This is a genomic window from Peribacillus sp. TH14 (genome assembly GCF_016651145.1).
Lineage (GTDB): Bacteria > Bacillota > Bacilli > Bacillales > DSM-1321 > Peribacillus > Peribacillus butanolivorans.
Map to the genome: position 1 here is coordinate 2633564 of NZ_JAEKEK010000001.1, position 15926 is coordinate 2649489.

16 protein-coding genes and 2 pseudogenes are annotated in these 15926 nt (G+C 38.2%); 10 read left to right on the top strand and 8 right to left on the bottom strand.

Annotated features, from left to right (window positions below; translation table 11 throughout):
• Position 1 precedes the first annotated feature (1 nt).
• Complete coding sequence (rpsN, locus tag JFU50_RS12755; RefSeq protein WP_053348793.1) at positions 2–271, top strand: 30S ribosomal protein S14; 270 nt, start codon at positions 2–4, stop codon at positions 269–271.
• Between the two features lie 246 nt (positions 272–517).
• A complete protein-coding gene (locus JFU50_RS12760) occupies positions 518–877 on the top strand; it encodes a hypothetical protein (protein WP_242485368.1) in 360 nt (119 codons plus the stop codon).
• A gap of 143 nt (positions 878–1020) precedes the next feature.
• Here the strand turns inward: JFU50_RS12760 and JFU50_RS12765 are convergent.
• Together JFU50_RS12765 and JFU50_RS12770 are read right to left on the bottom strand one after the other, a co-directional pair.
• Positions 1021–2380, bottom strand: a pseudogene (locus JFU50_RS12765) (IS1182 family transposase).
• Positions 2381–2826: 446 nt separating this feature from the next.
• Positions 2827–3213, bottom strand: a complete 387-nt coding sequence (locus JFU50_RS12770; protein ID WP_056523096.1) for a VOC family protein — start codon at positions 3211–3213, stop codon at positions 2827–2829.
• Positions 3214–3597: 384 nt separating this feature from the next.
• On the opposite strand from JFU50_RS12770, the gene JFU50_RS12775 reads away from it, so the two are divergent.
• From JFU50_RS12775 to JFU50_RS12785, 3 genes are all read left to right on the top strand, one after another.
• Positions 3598–3867: a DUF1292 domain-containing protein gene (locus tag JFU50_RS12775; protein ID WP_053348799.1), complete on the top strand. Its 270-nt coding sequence runs from the start codon at positions 3598–3600 to the stop codon at positions 3865–3867.
• A gap of 233 nt (positions 3868–4100) precedes the next feature.
• A complete protein-coding gene (locus JFU50_RS12780; RefSeq protein WP_201222786.1) occupies positions 4101–4529 on the top strand; it encodes a cell wall hydrolase in 429 nt (142 codons plus the stop codon).
• Positions 4530–4677: 148 nt separating this feature from the next.
• The gene (locus JFU50_RS12785; RefSeq protein ID WP_201222787.1) at positions 4678–6144 is read left to right on the top strand and encodes a PAS domain-containing sensor histidine kinase; all 1467 of its coding nucleotides are present in this window, start codon (positions 4678–4680) and stop codon (positions 6142–6144) included.
• A gap of 38 nt (positions 6145–6182) precedes the next feature.
• On the opposite strand, the gene JFU50_RS12790 is transcribed toward JFU50_RS12785, so the two are convergent.
• Positions 6183–7175, bottom strand: a complete 993-nt coding sequence (locus JFU50_RS12790) for an NADPH:quinone oxidoreductase family protein (RefSeq protein WP_201222788.1) — start codon at positions 7173–7175, stop codon at positions 6183–6185.
• Positions 7176–7335: 160 nt separating this feature from the next.
• On the opposite strand from JFU50_RS12790, the gene JFU50_RS12795 reads away from it, so the two are divergent.
• Complete coding sequence (locus JFU50_RS12795) at positions 7336–7776, top strand: peptidylprolyl isomerase (protein WP_053348803.1); 441 nt, start codon at positions 7336–7338, stop codon at positions 7774–7776.
• A gap of 345 nt (positions 7777–8121) precedes the next feature.
• Here the strand turns inward: JFU50_RS12795 and JFU50_RS12800 are convergent, their stop codons facing one another.
• A complete protein-coding gene (locus JFU50_RS12800) occupies positions 8122–9060 on the bottom strand; it encodes an oxidoreductase (protein ID WP_201222790.1) in 939 nt (312 codons plus the stop codon).
• 149 nt (positions 9061–9209) lie between these two features.
• The gene (locus JFU50_RS12805) at positions 9210–9980 is read right to left on the bottom strand and encodes a TSUP family transporter (RefSeq protein WP_201187091.1); all 771 of its coding nucleotides are present in this window, start codon (positions 9978–9980) and stop codon (positions 9210–9212) included.
• 240 nt (positions 9981–10220) lie between these two features.
• Here JFU50_RS12805 and JFU50_RS12810 point away from each other — a divergent pair, with 240 nt between their 5' ends.
• Complete coding sequence (locus tag JFU50_RS12810; protein ID WP_201222792.1) at positions 10221–11003, top strand: TrmB family transcriptional regulator; 783 nt, start codon at positions 10221–10223, stop codon at positions 11001–11003.
• Between the two features lie 156 nt (positions 11004–11159).
• On the opposite strand, the gene JFU50_RS12815 is transcribed toward JFU50_RS12810, so the two are convergent.
• Positions 11160–11522, bottom strand: a complete 363-nt coding sequence (locus JFU50_RS12815; protein WP_201222794.1) for a hypothetical protein — start codon at positions 11520–11522, stop codon at positions 11160–11162.
• Positions 11523–11708: 186 nt separating this feature from the next.
• Between JFU50_RS12815 and JFU50_RS12820 the strand changes: the two genes are divergently transcribed.
• From JFU50_RS12820 to JFU50_RS12830, 3 genes are all read left to right on the top strand, one after another.
• A complete protein-coding gene (locus JFU50_RS12820) occupies positions 11709–11924 on the top strand; it encodes a hypothetical protein (RefSeq protein WP_201222795.1) in 216 nt (71 codons plus the stop codon).
• Entirely contained in the window at positions 11921–13213 is a 1293-nt protein-coding gene (nagZ, locus tag JFU50_RS12825) for a beta-N-acetylhexosaminidase (RefSeq protein ID WP_201222796.1), read from the top strand. Before JFU50_RS12820 ends, nagZ begins: the two co-directional genes overlap by 4 nt.
• Positions 13214–13394: 181 nt before the next feature.
• Positions 13395–13583, top strand: a complete 189-nt coding sequence (locus tag JFU50_RS12830; RefSeq protein ID WP_053348810.1) for a hypothetical protein — start codon at positions 13395–13397, stop codon at positions 13581–13583.
• Positions 13584–13721: 138 nt separating this feature from the next.
• On the opposite strand, the gene JFU50_RS12835 is transcribed toward JFU50_RS12830, so the two are convergent.
• Positions 13722–14123: an SET domain-containing protein gene (locus JFU50_RS12835; RefSeq protein ID WP_053348811.1), complete on the bottom strand. Its 402-nt coding sequence runs from the start codon at positions 14121–14123 to the stop codon at positions 13722–13724.
• Between the two features lie 546 nt (positions 14124–14669).
• Positions 14670–15888: pseudogene (locus JFU50_RS12840) on the bottom strand (IS110 family transposase).
• Between the last annotated feature and the right edge of the window lie 38 nt (positions 15889–15926).

Consider the following 15926-nt stretch of genomic DNA (forward strand, 5'->3'; position numbering starts at 1 on the left):
AATGGCCAAAAAATCTAAAGTAGTAAAAGCACAAAAACAGTTGGCGATGGTAGAAAAATATGCAGAGATCCGTAGGGAACTGAAAGAGAAAGGGGACTTTGATGCATTGGCCAAACTCCCACGAGACTCTTCACCAACACGTGTTCACAATCGTTGTGGAGTAACAGGAAGACCGCGTGGGTATATGCGCAAATTTAACATGTCACGTATTGTTTTTCGAGACCTCGCTCATAAAGGACATTTACCTGGTGTCAAAAAGGCAAGCTGGTAATAACGGGGATAAAAGCAAAGGTGATTCAGGGGTAGGGTCCCTTGAATCATCTTTATTCGTAATAGTCCTCACACCACTTCCTTTTTTATTTCATTGAATCCTGTATCGAATGTTCGTGGATGTAGTGGTTCTTGTACGCAAAACTTCTGCTTACATCGTTTGGACAATGGCTTCAATTATTAAGAGATTTCCTTTTCCTTTGGTTCTTCATATAATTGAAGAATCATAGGGAAGAAGGAATGAGAAATGGGACATATATTTTGGATGATTTATTTAGGAATATTAGGAACGGCCGCGATTGGTTTTCTCATTAAAGGTGCTTATAAAACCTCTCTTGCAAAAATGGATTTTGTCATTTCGATTATCACTTGGGTAGGGTTATTTGGGTACATAACGAAAACCTCTATCCTTACACCTCTGGTATGGAAATGCGTATTTGTTGGTTCTTTGCTATGGGATATTATTTTCAGCTTTATGAGCAAAAACTACAATAGTGATAAGAAAGCAGAAGAATTACCTGATTCTATTAGTAAATTATTGACTGCAATCACATTAGTCGTCTGTCTTGGACCGTTATATTATGGGTTATTCAAATATGCATTCTAACAACTAAACCAAAAAAGAACCTGTAAGGTTCTTTCAGTTTGTAGACAAAAGGGGTTCGGAATGTTTTAATTCCGGACCCCTTTTGAAATTCCCTTTGAATTTTGCTCAAGAATAAGAGATTGGGCCTCTACGAGCCCACTTTATTAAGCCATTCTTGGACCTTGCCATGTCCAATTGGCTATCTTCTTTAAATTCATGGCAGCGAAAGTAAGCATCGCCTGCATCGACAATTTTTTAAGTCCCCTTAAAGTAGTCCAACGCATACCATGCTTTTCTTTTGCATCTGCGAATACACGCTCTATTGTTTCTTTACGTTTCGCATATATAGGTTTTACATCCTTGTGATGACGCAGATGATCTGCTTCTTCCATATAATTTTGCCAGATATGGCGTGTCACCACTTTTTGATTGTCTTTGCTTACTGTACACTGTGATAAAAATGAGCATGTCGCACAAGTGTGTTTGGGTGATTTGTACTCGCGATAGCCCTCTTTATTTGTTGTTGAGTACTTTAAAATCTCGCCCGATGGGCAGAGATAACAATCAAAATGTTCATCGTAAACATAGTCATGCTTGCGAAAGAACCCTTCTTTTGTTCGTGGACGTGTATAGGGTAAAGCTGGTGTGATTTCTTTCCCAAAAAGGTAGCTTGTAATGGCTGGTGTTTTGTAAGTCTGCATCTGCGGCAACAGCTTCAGGTTTTCCAACTTTCTCAATCACTTGTTCAACAAGAGGCTCTAAGATATGACTATCATGCGTATTTCCCGGTGTTACAATCGTCCCCAGCACAAAACCGTTGCGGTCCGCAGCCGCATGAAATGAATAGGCAAACTGTTTTGTTCGTTCATCTTTTACATAGTAGCCACTCTCAGGGTCAGTTGTACTTTCTTTAATTTCTTTGGTTTCTTCTTTATCAAATTTATCCGGTGGAAAAGGCTTCTTTCCATTGTTTTCACGATCTTGATTTATTTCTTCTTGAAGGCGTCCTTGATATGCTCGTGTTTCCTTACGAACGATTTTCTTTTCGAATTTTCGCTTATTCGCACTGGCTTTCACATGTGTTGAATCAACGAATACGTGCTCTGCACTTATTAACTTTCTTTCTGAAGCTGTCATTAAGATACGATAAAAAATCCGTTCAAACAGGTCTGTATCTTTAAAGCGACGCTCATAATTTTTCCCGAACGTTGAGAAGTGAGGTACTTTATCATGGAAACCGTAACCTAAAAACCAACGGTAAGCCATATTCGTTTCAACTTCTTCAATCGTTTTACGCATCGAACGAATACCGAAGGTATATTGAATGAATGTCAATTTAACTAAAATAACTGGATCAATACTTGGGCGCCCTATCTCTGAATACATATCTTTCACCAAGTCATAAATGAAAGTGAAGTCAATGGCCCCCTCAATTTTACGAACCAAATGGTTCGCTGGCACCAGTTGATCCAAAGTAATCATTTCAAGTTGATCTCGCTGAATAGAATTATGTTTCGAAAGCATCGTCATCACCTCAAGTTTTAATACTTCTATATTAAAACAAAAAGGACTGTAGGCAAAAGTGGTTATATCTAATTGTTAAAACAAAGTTGATTGGAACGGAAGGTGCGAGACTCCTGCGGGAAATGCGTGTCCAAGGGAGACCCCACAGGCGCAAAGGCGCCGAGGAGGCTCCCTGACCGCCCGCGGAAAGCGAGTGCCTGGAGTGGAAATCAACGTCGAATTTTTACAACCCCTCAAAAAAACTGTAGACAAACTCGATTTTCATCGAGTTTGTCTACAGTCTGAAAGAACCTGTAAGGTTCTTTTTATTTTGGTTAAAGAGAAGGGGGATTCCTTTAGTAGGTATGATATAGCCATATATTTCAGCATTGCTGTAAAAGAGAGGTGTTTTATGATGCAACGCAAAGAAAGCAGAAGTTTTAGCAACTCTGCTTTTTTATTAATAATTATCTTTGGAAAAATTCAATCCATTCTTTTTCTGGTCCATATATGTAGAAATAGCGATAACCATTGGGCAGGGTAACAATTTCCTGATCAATTAGCTCGACGTTTTCAAAGCCTTGAATCCGAGCATATTCTTCTTCTATATCATCGACACTGATGGCAAAATGATGAATTGTTGCTTCGGATGGCAGCGTGTCGCTATAACCTTGAATTAATTCAATTTCTGTTTCGTTTGAATCATTGTATCCAAGGAATGCTAGTTGGATTACCCCATCTGTATGTGGCACCCGCGATTTCAATTTTAAATCTAAAACATCCTGATAAAAGGTTATGGATTTTTCAAGATCTCTAACAACAACTCCAATATGATCGACTCTTTTTATAGCCAAGGAACTTCCTCCTTCTGTTTAGGTGCAATATGCTAATACTAGTATATATAACATTATTCGTAATAAAATTACAATTTGAGGTAGTGTTTGTCTGATTATTAAAAAAATGATTAATGAAGGAAGAATGGACTGGTAAATCGTGAAAAGTGATCGATAAATCAATAGACAATATTTAATGAAGAAAAAGTATTGTCTACACATGTATAGTGGAGAAGTCATTTGTTAAGGACAGGGGAATACGAAAAATATATTGAGGCTATAGTGACATATTTCAAAGAAAGAAAAGAATTTATCTTTTTGTAAGCAAAAATTTGTTTCTATATGAAATAGTAGATATACTATGGGAACAACGCCATTATTAATGGATATGAGAGGAGAGATATTATGGGAAAAATTCGAGAAGGTGAAGTTTTCACCCTTACTGATGACAATGACGAGGGCCATGAAGTTGAAGTTCTAGGATCATTAGATGTAGAAGGAACGGAATATGTAGCAGTGGGCTTGCTTGAAGATATTGAAGAAGATACAGAGGATGATATTGATATTTTCTTTTTCAGAGTCGAGGGTGAAGGAGAGCTAATCGATATCGAAACGGACGAGGAGTTCGAAAAGGTATCCCTAGCGTTCGAAGCAGCTTTTGATCCGCAGGATTGATGGGAAACTGGAAAAGACGGCACATTGGGTGTCGTCTTTTTTATATGTATAAAAAGTACTAGTACTGGCCCCGCCTTCGCCAAATACCTTGATAGCCACGCGTGCTATCCAGCCTTACTTAAGTATAGTGCCGCATTGTTGAAAGGGCATGTAGTGTGTATGAAGGTTTTGTTAAATCAAGAAGTCATTTTTCTACCCACTAGGCATAGGATAAAAAAAGTGGAGGTGATAGAATGGCCGTCGTAAAACATACGGATTCTGATATTGCATTGTTGGCAAGGTTGCTTAGAGCTGAAGGTGAGAGCGAAGGTGATCAAGGCATGCTGATGATTGGGAATGTTGGAGTCAACCGAATAAGGTCGAACTGTTCCGATTTTTTAGGATTAAGAACGATTCCGGATATGGTTTATCAGGAACATGCCTTCGAAGCTGTTCAAAAAGGTTATTTTTATCAACGAGCAAGAGAGAGAGAAAAAAGACTTGCGCGTCGTAGTGTAAATGGTGAAAGGATATGGCCTTCAAAATTTAGCCTATGGTACTTCAGGCCACCGGGAGATTGTCCGGCAACCTGGTATAACCAGCCTTTAGTAGGGCGTTTTAAGCTTCATTGTTTTTATGAACCCACAGGTACAGAATGTGAAAATATTTATAATACATTTTAGAAAAGAGGCTGAACCTTATATGGAGGTTTGGCCTCTTTGTGTGTCAATTATGTAATCAAAATATCATATGCTAAAACTAGCAAATGATTTACTGATACTGTAAAATTGAGACAGTAAATTTCCGGATAAGAAAGGAATAAAAAAATTGATGAGTAAAAGGCTTGTTAATTATGGGCAAAGGCAAATGGGAGAACAGTCGGAGGAAATCGCAGAGCAACTTAAGTCTTTCATGGAGAATAATGCGGACGCCATTTCTATCGTTGATCTGGAAGGAAAAACCCTTCAAGTTAATTCTGCTTTTGAAGATTTTTTTGGTTGGAAAAATGATGAAATAATAGGTAAGCCGTTTCCGATTATTCCTGAATTCTTGAAGGAGTCAGTAAATGAATTGCATAGCCAGGTTAGGGAAGGGGAACAAAAGAAAGGCTTTGAAACGGTTAGACAAAGAAAAGATGGCCAGTTAATCAATGTGAGCATCTCCCTTTTTACTATCCGAGACAATAAAAATGAGCCGAGTGCATTGTCCTTCGTTTATCGGGATATCACGGATCAAAAGCTTGCTGAAGCTGCCTTGAAGGAAAGTGAAGAAAGGTATCGCAGTTTAGTGGAAGTATCACCTGAAGCGATTTTTGTGCATCGTAATGGGGTCATTGAGTATATGAATCCTATGGGGGCAAAAATGCTAGGTATGGATAGTGTAGATGATATTATTGGCATGTCCGTTTTTCAGTTCGTTCACCCTGATTCTCTAGAAACTGTAAAAAAACGAATCAAGATAATGAGAGACGATTATAAAGCAGTTGATTTATTGGAGCAAAAGTTCATTAGACTTGATGGACAAGAATTTTATGGAGAAACACTTGGACTTCCGATTATTTATAAGGACCGTCCAGCCATACAGGTGTTTTGCAGAGATATTACCGAGCGTAAGAAAACAGAAGAAATACTTTGTAAATCTAACATGCTATCTGCGGTGGGGCAGATGGCTGCGGGTATTGCACATGAAATAAGGAATCCGTTAACAACGGTTAAAGGATTTTTACAACTATTGAGAGAAAGCCCTGATAAAAAGGACTATCTTGAAATGACTGTAAGTGAAGTTGAGAAAATTGAAATTTTAGCCAATGAATTTTTGAGCTTAGCAGAGCCTGAAGCGAAGGTTTGGGAATCGATTCAGCTTACCGATATATTAGACAGTGTAATTATGTTAGCCGAGTTTCAGGCGATAATAAATGACGTTGAAATTATCAAAGAATATAAAAAGAATTTTGCATGGGTCCTTGGTGAGCCTACTCAGTTAAAACAGGTGTTTACTAATGTCGTTAATAATGCGATAGAAGCAATGCCTAAAGGAGGGAAACTGCATATTCAGTTAAAATATGAAGGGGAATCCATAGTTATCTCCTTTATTGATCAGGGTAGTGGAATCTCAGAAGAGCGTATAAAGCATTTAGGACAGCCTTTTTATAGTACAACGGAAAAAGGAACAGGATTAGGACTCATGGTCAGTACTAAAATCATTCATGAGCATAAGGGTGAAATCCAATTTAGTAGTGAAGTAGGAAAAGGAACCATCGTTGATATCATTCTCCCTATCGATAAAAATTCACAATGAAAAGTGACGAGAAGTCAATGCTCTCGTCACTTTTTGGTTTATAGTTTAACGATTGTTCTGCCTCTTGCTTCCCCTTTTAAAAGGGTAGGAAGGACATCCGGTAAATCTTTAAGGGTAATTTCCCGTTGTATGAGCTGTTCTAAATGTGCCAGCTTAAAATCGGTAGCGAGTCGCTGCCAAACCTTCAATCTCGTATCCATTGGGCAATTCACGGAATCAATTCCGAGTAAATTAACACCTCTTAGGATGAATGGAAAGACAGTAGCTGGTAGATTGGTACCTGCTGTTAATCCACTTACCGCAACAGAACCTCCGTATTGAATTTGACTAAGGACAGAAGCAAGTGGTTCTCCGCCAACTGGGTCAACCGCACCACTCCACTTTTGTTTGCCTAGTGCCCGAAGCTTGCCATTGTAGACATCTTCACGTGATACAATTGTTGAGGCACCAATTTCCTTAAGGTACCCGTGTTCTGATTCTTTTCCTGTACTCGCCTCAACCGAATAGCCAAGTTTGGAAAGTATCGAGACTGCAAAGCTGCCGACCCCACCTGTTGCACCAGTTACGAGAACACTTCCTTGATCAGGAGTGAGGTTATTTTCTTCTAGACGGAGAACCGATAAGGCCGCAGTAAAACCAGCCGTCCCGATAACCATCGCTTCTTTCAATGTAAGGCCCTCAGGAAGTGGAACAATCCACTCTGCAGGAACGCGGGCAAATTCACTATAGCCCCCGGATTGGGAAACGCCGATTCCATAGGAAGTCGCAATGACTTCGTCTCCCTCTTTAAAATGGGGATTCTCTGATGAAACGACGACACCAGCTAAATCAATTCCCGGAACAATTGGATAGTTTGTGACTATGTTTCCATTCGGAATGCTAGCTAGGCTATCTTTATAATTCACACCTGAATAATGAACGCGGATGAGCACTTCGCCTTGAGGTAAGTCATCAAGTGTTAGTCCCTGTATGCTAACGGAAAATTGGTCCTCTTGCTTGTCCACGACTAATGCATCAAATCGTTGTACCATAATTAGTTCCCCCTTTGATTTAAATCATTCTAATTATATAAGAAAAGACGGTAAGCTGTATAATGATTGAATTCGAAATAAATGGCTCTATCTTTTCTTTCTTCTTCTAAAAATGTTACTATAAGGTTTGATTCAGTTTATATTAAAGGAGATGTTTTACATGGCTAAAAAAGGATACATACTTATGGAAAATGGAGAAAAAATCGAATTCGATCTTTTCCCGAACGAAGCACCAAACACAGTAGCTAACTTCGAAAACTTAGCGAACACAGGATTTTATAACGGCGTAGTATTTCACCGTGTCATCCCAGGTTTCGTAAGCCAAGGTGGAGATCCAACAGGTACAGGTGCAGGCGGAAGCGGCACACAGATCAAGTGTGAAACTGTAGGAAATCCTCATAAACATGAAGCAGGCAGCCTATCTATGGCACATGCTGGAAAAGACACTGGCTCAAGCCAATTCTTTATCGTTCACGCACCGCAACCACATCTTAACGGTGTCCACACGGTATTCGGTAAAGTAACATCTGGACTTGAAACAGCTAAAGCTATGAAAAATGGCGACAAAATGGAGAAAGTCGAAGTTTTTGACGCTGAATAATGGATGTAGAAAGAGGAAGCATTATGCTTCCTCTTTTTTTGGTCTTAAAATCCATGTTAGTGTGGACCGCATAGCATATCCGGAAAGAAGATGAGAGGGGGGAGGCAACAGCTAACCTATTTGAGATAAAAACTTGCCTGCCTTTTATTCATTCGGTCTCTTTTGCTTTCATTGAGAATAGTGGATATAAAGTGATTTTTTCATTATTAAGCATTTACGCACCTCTTTAATGTTTTTAGTTTCTTTCTTTTATAGGCTCACCCATTCTATTGAAAAGGGAAAAATAAAAAAGAGCATTGAAAATTGCTCTTTTAATGAATGTTTTATAAGTGATTGACTCGATGATTATTTATTGTATATGTCTGCGGTGAAACTATATTTGACACCTGTCATAGTTTCCGAAATATCCCACAATTTCTTCGAGGTTTCCTCATTATATAAAGTATTAATAATATCGTCTTTTTTAGGAAAGCCTTTTCTGCCTTTCTTTCCATCGGGTCCGATGTATTCTCCGCCTGTTAAGGTAGGTTCCGTCGCGGCGTACAGAGTCGGAAGCGCCCCCATGCTTGCAGGCTGGGTGATAGTTTTGGAAAGAAAGTGGACGAACTTATTTACCGGTCTTCCTGATCCGCGTGACATAAGATTCGTATGAGCAAGGCCAGGGTGACAGGCAACACTAATCGAGTCGGCTTGGTGCTGATTGAACTTGTTCTGTAATTCGCGGGCGAAGAGAAGATTGGCGAGCTTACTTTGCCCATAGTATTTCATGGGTTTATAATTAGTTTCACCATTTAAGTTATCGAAGTCAATAAATCCATTGATGGCGGCTAAGCTGCTTAATGTGACAACCCTCGATTTTGGTGTAGAGAGAATACACGGAAGAAGCAGACCTGTCAAAGCAAAATGACCGAGATGATTGCTTCCTAATTGTAGCTCGAAACCGTCCTTCGTCTTACTGTAAGGCGGGATCATGACACCTGCATTATTGATAAGAACAGAAAGTGAGTCATAGTTTTCCAAATAGGAATCAGCAAAATGACGAATGCTGCTTAAATCACTTAAATCGAGCTGCATCACTCGTACGTCCGCCTTAGGGTAGACGGAGGTAATTCTTTCGACAGCCTTTTCGCCCTTTGAAGCATTCCGAACCGCAAGAATTATCTCTGCCCCTTTACTAGCGAGCACAAAGGCTGTTTCAAAGCCAATACCGCTATTAGCTCCGGTAATCACAATCGTTTTCCCAGTTATATCTACCATTTCTTCACCATTCCACTTTTCACTCATCACCAACCACACCTTTCCACACATTCTATATCTATCTATCATATACCTAAATAATTCCTATATGTCACATTTAGAGGTGTGAAAGAGTGTAATCAAATCGAAAAACATGTTAAGTCTAATTTAACTAAAGGGTAAGGGCTTTTAAACGATTACAAAATTTTTATGTAATCAATAATATTTTTTATGATTAAGAAAACAGTAACAAAGATAAATAACACTCTTACATATGCTACTCCTTTCTTAATGGCGAATTTAGAACCTACTAAAGCTCCTACTATCATAGATATCCCCATCGGTATCCCATAGGAAAAGTTGACCGCATCAAGAAAAATGAACATGATGAGCGCCGCAATATTACTTCCGAAGTTTAGAAATTTTGCGTTTCCCGCTGAGTGTAAAAAATCGAAACCAATAATCAAAAAGGCAAATAATATAAAGGATCCTGTTCCAGCACCTAAAAATCCATCATAAAAACCAATTGCAAATATAGTAAATGAAAATAGTAGGGCTTTTTGCAAAGAGAGTTTTTGGTAAGTCGATTCATGTCCCCAGTTTTTCTTTAGAATCGTATAAATAGCAACGGCTATTAAGAGAACTAATACCAATGGCTTTAATAATTCGGGTGAGACAAAATTGACTACCCAGGCACCTAGTAAGGACCCTGTGAAAATAAGAGGAAACAACTTTGCTACTAATTGAAAATCGACTTTTCCTGAACGGATAAAGGCAATGGTACTTGTTAAAGATCCCATTGAACTGGCCAATTTATTCGTAGCAATTGCCGCTGTAGGGGAGAGACCTGAAAATAATAAAGCAGGTATAGAAATGAGACCTCCGCCTCCGACTACAGAATCAATAAATGCTGCTAGAAATCCGAAACATACTAACAACAAAAGTGTAGAAATATTAATATCTTCCATCTAAGAAACCTCCGTATCAATAGAATTAAGGACGAATCACTCGCTGATGGGGGCTCCTTAATCCAAAGTTATCTACTTTACTAAAAAAATTAGAGTAAGACATTTTTTTAGTTACTACTTAAATAGTAACTAAAAAATTTATCCATGTAAATAAGACTTTTACGATTTTATAACTTCTTAACTTTTCAAATAGAGATTTGGTATTATAGATATAACTTACTAATTGCACTAGGAGGTACTATGCAAGATATCATTCAAAAAATTCAGTCTCTAGGATTTAGTCAATATGAAGCAAAGGCTTATGTTTCTTTGGTACGTCAAGGACCAACAAGTGCCTATCAAGTGAGCAAGGAATCAGGAATTCCTAGAGCGCGTATCTATGAAATATTAAATGGGCTTCAAGAAGAGGGAATCGTGTTAAAAGAAGAAATTAATGATTCGGTTCAATATTCACCTTTACCTGTCGATGTATTTTTAGAATCTGTTCAAACAAAATGGAACAATACCTATCAATCCATAAGTGATACATTAAAGCAATTTGAAAAAACAGAGCCCATTTCCGATAACCGTGTAATGACTCTTAAAGGAGAACGGCATATTCTATCCTTTTGTCGTACTTTATTACAAAAAGCTGAGAAAAGAGTGATTGTTTCCATATGGGATAAGATGTATGAGAAACTTGAACAAGAGCTAAAAGATACAGCAGCGTATTGTAATCTCAAAGGTATTGTTTTTCAAGTTGACAACCCATTACCAGGGATAGATATTCATCGTAAAACCAGTTATGTAGACAATATTGGAGAGAACAAATGGTTTATCTTATCCATTGATGGCAAGGAGACAATTTACGGCCCCTCTTCTGAAGAAAGAGAAACAGCGTTTTACACAGATGATCCGGTTCATATCAATTTTCTAGAAAACTACATTTGGCATGATATCCTCGTTAACCGACTAGTTAAAAAGGATAATGAAGATGCTGAGAATTGGATATCGAGAGAAAGAGATCAGTTTTTCTTACTCTAGTTAGATCCTGTTTTACCTTTGTTTCTAGTGCACAATTCAAATAAAGTTCAAAAAAGCTGATATCCCCAATGTGGTGGGATATCAGCTTTTTTTATTATCTACCTTAGCTTCTGATTCTGTGTTGTTGATTTGTGGATATACTTATATTTAAACGATTCAGGATATTAATTCGGATAAAAGGTTTTTTGGAAATTTTATTGGAGTGGGTAAGCTAGAATGATCGCGATAAGACCGGTAAGAAACAATCGTGTGGTCGTGAGAATACACGTCCAACTGTAGAATATGTGAGCTTTTCATTTCCAAATAATACGAAACATCTTCTTTTTGTAAATGATAAAAAGAATAAACTATACCTAAAAGGTCTTTTTCTATTTGCTTGGTTTCAGGCTGATTCATAATATGCTCACTCAACTGCAAAATCGTAACAGATGTTGATCTTGTGATGTCTGTTACTTTTTCTTTTGCATAAACAACTGCATGACTAATAGTATCGGCAAGATTCTTTAAGATTCCGTCCATAAGGGTTTGTATCTCCTTTGTATTGGGGTATGTATAGTATGGGGTACGTGGCTTATGCTTTATACAATAAATTCCTAAGGAAGAAATAGAATAGGTCATTTATGAACATTATTAAGAGAGAACAAATGGAAAATACAATTTAAGCAGTACAGCCTAAAAAGAAAAAATAAATTTAGCAGAAAAGGAATGACGGACAATATGAGTGATGAAGTGTCATTAGTAAAAGGAGAATTAATGAAGAATAGTAAAACGACAGTCTCTTTTGATATTTTCAACGAGGACTGTAAGGAGGGCGAAACGTTAGTCCATATATGGGGAAGCAAGGGGTATCTAATGAAGGGAATCTCCGGAAGGAAGCTTGCGGATTCTGATATGGAACTAAAGGATAAAAAAGTACAATGAAGAAAAAAAATAAGTATATCGTACTGCTCTTCATTGCTATCATTTCGTTATTAACGGTGGTGCTCGTTCAAATAAATATGGATACGAAATCCAAAGAAACCGAGAAGGTAGAAAACACAGCAGATAAAGAGAAAGAGCAAGGCGGTAAGGAAGAAACCGGCATCAATGTCCTCACAGATACTGATGAAAAAATAGAAGAATTGCTTGAAAACATGACACTTGAAGAAAAAATTGGACAGCTAATGATGGTCGGTTTCAAAGGAACTGAAAAGAACAGTGAAATTACGGAGCTAATCGAACAAAAACATATAGGGGGCGTCATTTATTTTGACCGCAATATGAAATCGCCAAAACAAGTGGCGAAGTTATCCAATTCGCTTCAGCAATCGGCTGATCGCAGTAAGAATTCCCTTCCGCTTATGGTAGCCGTCGATCAGGAAGGCGGAGACATAATCCGAATGAGGGAACGAGTATCGCCAATCCCTTCGCAACAGGAACTTGGGGAAAATGCTTCTGTCGAAGACATGTACAAGGTGGCAAAATTGAACGGGACAGAACTGAACTCTATGGGGATTAATATAAATTTTGCTCCTGTTCTGGATTTATCAAAGACGGACAACCGTTCACTGGGAAAAGATCCAGAAAAGGTTTATCAATACGGAACGAAAGCGATTCAAGGCTTGAACGATGCTTCCGTTACAGGAGCTTTGAAGCATTTTCCAGGAAACGGACGCAGCGAGATTGACCCGCATGTCGAAACATCTTCTGTGGAAGCAAACCAGCTCGATCTGGAAAACTCAGATATCTATCCTTTCAAGAAAATTATTAGTGAAATGGATAACCAAAAGTTTTTCGTTATGGTGACCCACATTAAATATCCAGCTTATGATAAAGAAAAACCGGCAAGCCTGTCCAAGGTTATCATTGAAGACTTGCTTCGGGGGAAACTTGGATTTGAAGGGCTTGTCGTCACGGATGATTTGGAAATGGGCGCAGTGAATAAGTATTTTTCCTATAAAGATATGGGGAAAGAAGCAATCCTTGCAGGAGCGGATTTATTATTGGTCTGTCATGAATATTCGCATGAGCTTGAGGTATATAACGGTTTACTTGAAGCGGTGAAAGCAGGAGAAGTTCCTATGGAGCGAATTAACGAGTCAACGAAAAGAGTTCTAACCTATAAACTCTACAACATGAAACAAACAAAGGTAGATCCAGGTCAAGCTGCAAAAGTGGTGAAAAGTCCAGAAAGCTTAGAGTATATTAACAGTCTGAACTTGGAGAAATAAAAGGAAAATCAACTATCAAAGCTTAGCCCTCGCTCAAATAAAACAGCGAAGGCTGGGTTTCGCGGGTCAAGTTTAAGAGTTTTTACCAGCCTATTCAATGCAGGCTGAAGCTGCGGCCTGTTGTTTAAATCAATCGATAGAGGGAATACTATAATTAACCAACTTCAAGGAGGAAACTCATATGCCATCAAATAAAATGATTGGAACTGTCGTGATAGGAGCAGCAGCATACTTAATGCGCAATAAAAAAACTCGTGAAAAAACCATGAGTCAAATAAAATCCCTAGCCACTCCAGAAAACATTGATAAGGTTAAGAGCCAACTCCAATCCTTAACAAAATCAAAATCGAATAAGCCTTCCGCTCATTAAGTAAAAAAAATCCCCTTAAGTGATTGTGTAATTGCCACAATCCTTTTAAAGGGGATTTTTTATTAAACCTTGTTGTCTGTGTAAATGGCTCTCATTAATAAATTATTACCTTCAGGTCATTCAAAAGTAATGGTGTTGTTACTCAGCGTCATCTTCACCATTATCTTCTTTATTGAACCATAATGGATCTTCATTATCGACTTCACCATTATAATTAATAAGAATTTCTTCTCCTGCTTTTATGTCGGTGTAAGCGAAGAAATCAAACGTGTGGTTCTTAAAGTTTATGTCATAAGTAGCATTGGGAGTATAAGAGTGATTAAACAGCATGCCATATCCTAAAAGCATGGCAGTATGGTTAATTCCATACTCAAACGCGTAATCTGCAAGCAATGTTTTCTCTATGAAAACATGCTCTTCGTTTGGATAAGCAATAACAGGTGCTTCATGTAAAAGCTCACCTTTTTTAATGTCTTGCGTAGCGAATACGCCTCTATTGAACTCACCATCACTGAGTGTGGAAGTTTTAACTTCAATCATGTTCGTCACCTACTTGTTCTATTCTTTATAGTCTAGATCATCTAAGCTTGACAGTTAATAAGAAGAAAAGCAACTATTTTAGGGAATTAATCTTTTTCAAATGAAAAAGAAGGGATTGTTATATGTATAATAACCACTTCCATTTAAATTGAAAGAATGAAAGTGGGATATAAAAACTATTGCTGCTTCCCTAGGCCTCGTAGAAGAATCAGGGCCGGCAATAATATAATCTCCTAACCAACATTTTACCATACATAGAATCCTTATGGCTGTAAGCGTGAATAGGTATGTACAGACCCATGTGCACAAATAAACCTTAATCTGTTTATTAGCTATCCGTTCGTTTAATTACACTTTTACGAACTTTTTTTTGATTGTTACTTCTTTAAAATAGAATCTGTTAAACAATGCTTTTGATTTTTCTTCTTCAACTACCATGAAAATTAAACACTAATAATAAGAAAAAAGACCATATTAAATAAAACGCAAGCTTCAATTTTTTTGAAAAAGAGCAGCGCCTTATTAGATCTCCTAATAAATCGGTGGTTAGGATGCCTCTGATATATTTACGGTATATCCTAAGTTTTCTAACCTTCGGACCGAATTTCGTACAATGGAAGCTTGCTTTTGCTTATCAAAATAATCTTCGCCTAAGTCTACATACATTTCTTTCCTTGTTAAAAGATAATAAGAAATTCTTAACATGGCGTGGGCAACGACAATTCCAGCTCGTTTTCTTCCTTTTCGCGCTGACTGTCCGTCTGTATAGAGCGCCAAGATAGTTTTTGGAGGCTCCAACTGAGTGAGCAGCCTCAGTTAAAGCAGATTTTAAATATTTATTTCCCTTTTTGCCTCTGGTTGATTTCCTTTTTCCTGCACTTTCATTGTGTCCTGGTACGAGGGCGGCCCATGAACATAATCTGGCTGCACTTTCGAACTGTTTTTCAACGTCCGTTCCGATTTCAGCTAGAATTTGTTCTGCCATTCGAGTGGCAATCCCAGGTATTGAATCCAGTCGTTCTATGTTTTCTTGATACACACTAACTCTTTGGGCAACCTCTTGATCGAGGTTTTTAATCTGTTCAGTCAGAAAATCAATATGAGTTAGAATCGTTTTAAGCATCATGCGTTGATGAGGATTCACATACCCATTCAGGGCAAGGATTAAATCATCTTTTTTCTTCTTCATCGAACGTCGCGCAAGGTTTGCTAGTTTCTCAGGATCATCCTCACCAAATGCGATCGCATGAAGCATGTCCTTTGATGAAACACCCATAATATCCGATACGACAGAGCCTAATTTGATATTTGCACCTTCAAGCACCTTTTGAATTCGATTATGCTGTCTGGCTCGTTCTTCAATAATACTTCTACGATACCGAACAAGCTCACGCAATTCTCGTTGATTTCGATCAGGGATAAAGCTTGCCTTCAATAAACCATGACGAAGAAGTTGAGCGATCCACTCAGCATCCTTGACATCTGTTTTTCGACCAGGGACTGCTTTCATATGTTGTGCGTTAACAACTAAAAACTCCATTTCTTCAGCCTCAATTAAGTTCACGATAGGCTTCCAAAACACACCTGTGCTCTCCATAGCGACATGAGTGCAACCATGTGATTTAATCCAATCCATCAGTTGAATTAAAAACACCGTTTTTGTAGAAAATGTTTGAATCTCCTTTCCTTCGGGGGTCATAATGCAGGCGGTAATGTTATCTTTATGTACATCCATTCCGCATACTCGTTCAATGATTACTTCCATTGAAACCATCCTTTCTATGGCAAAAAATTAGAGGCTGG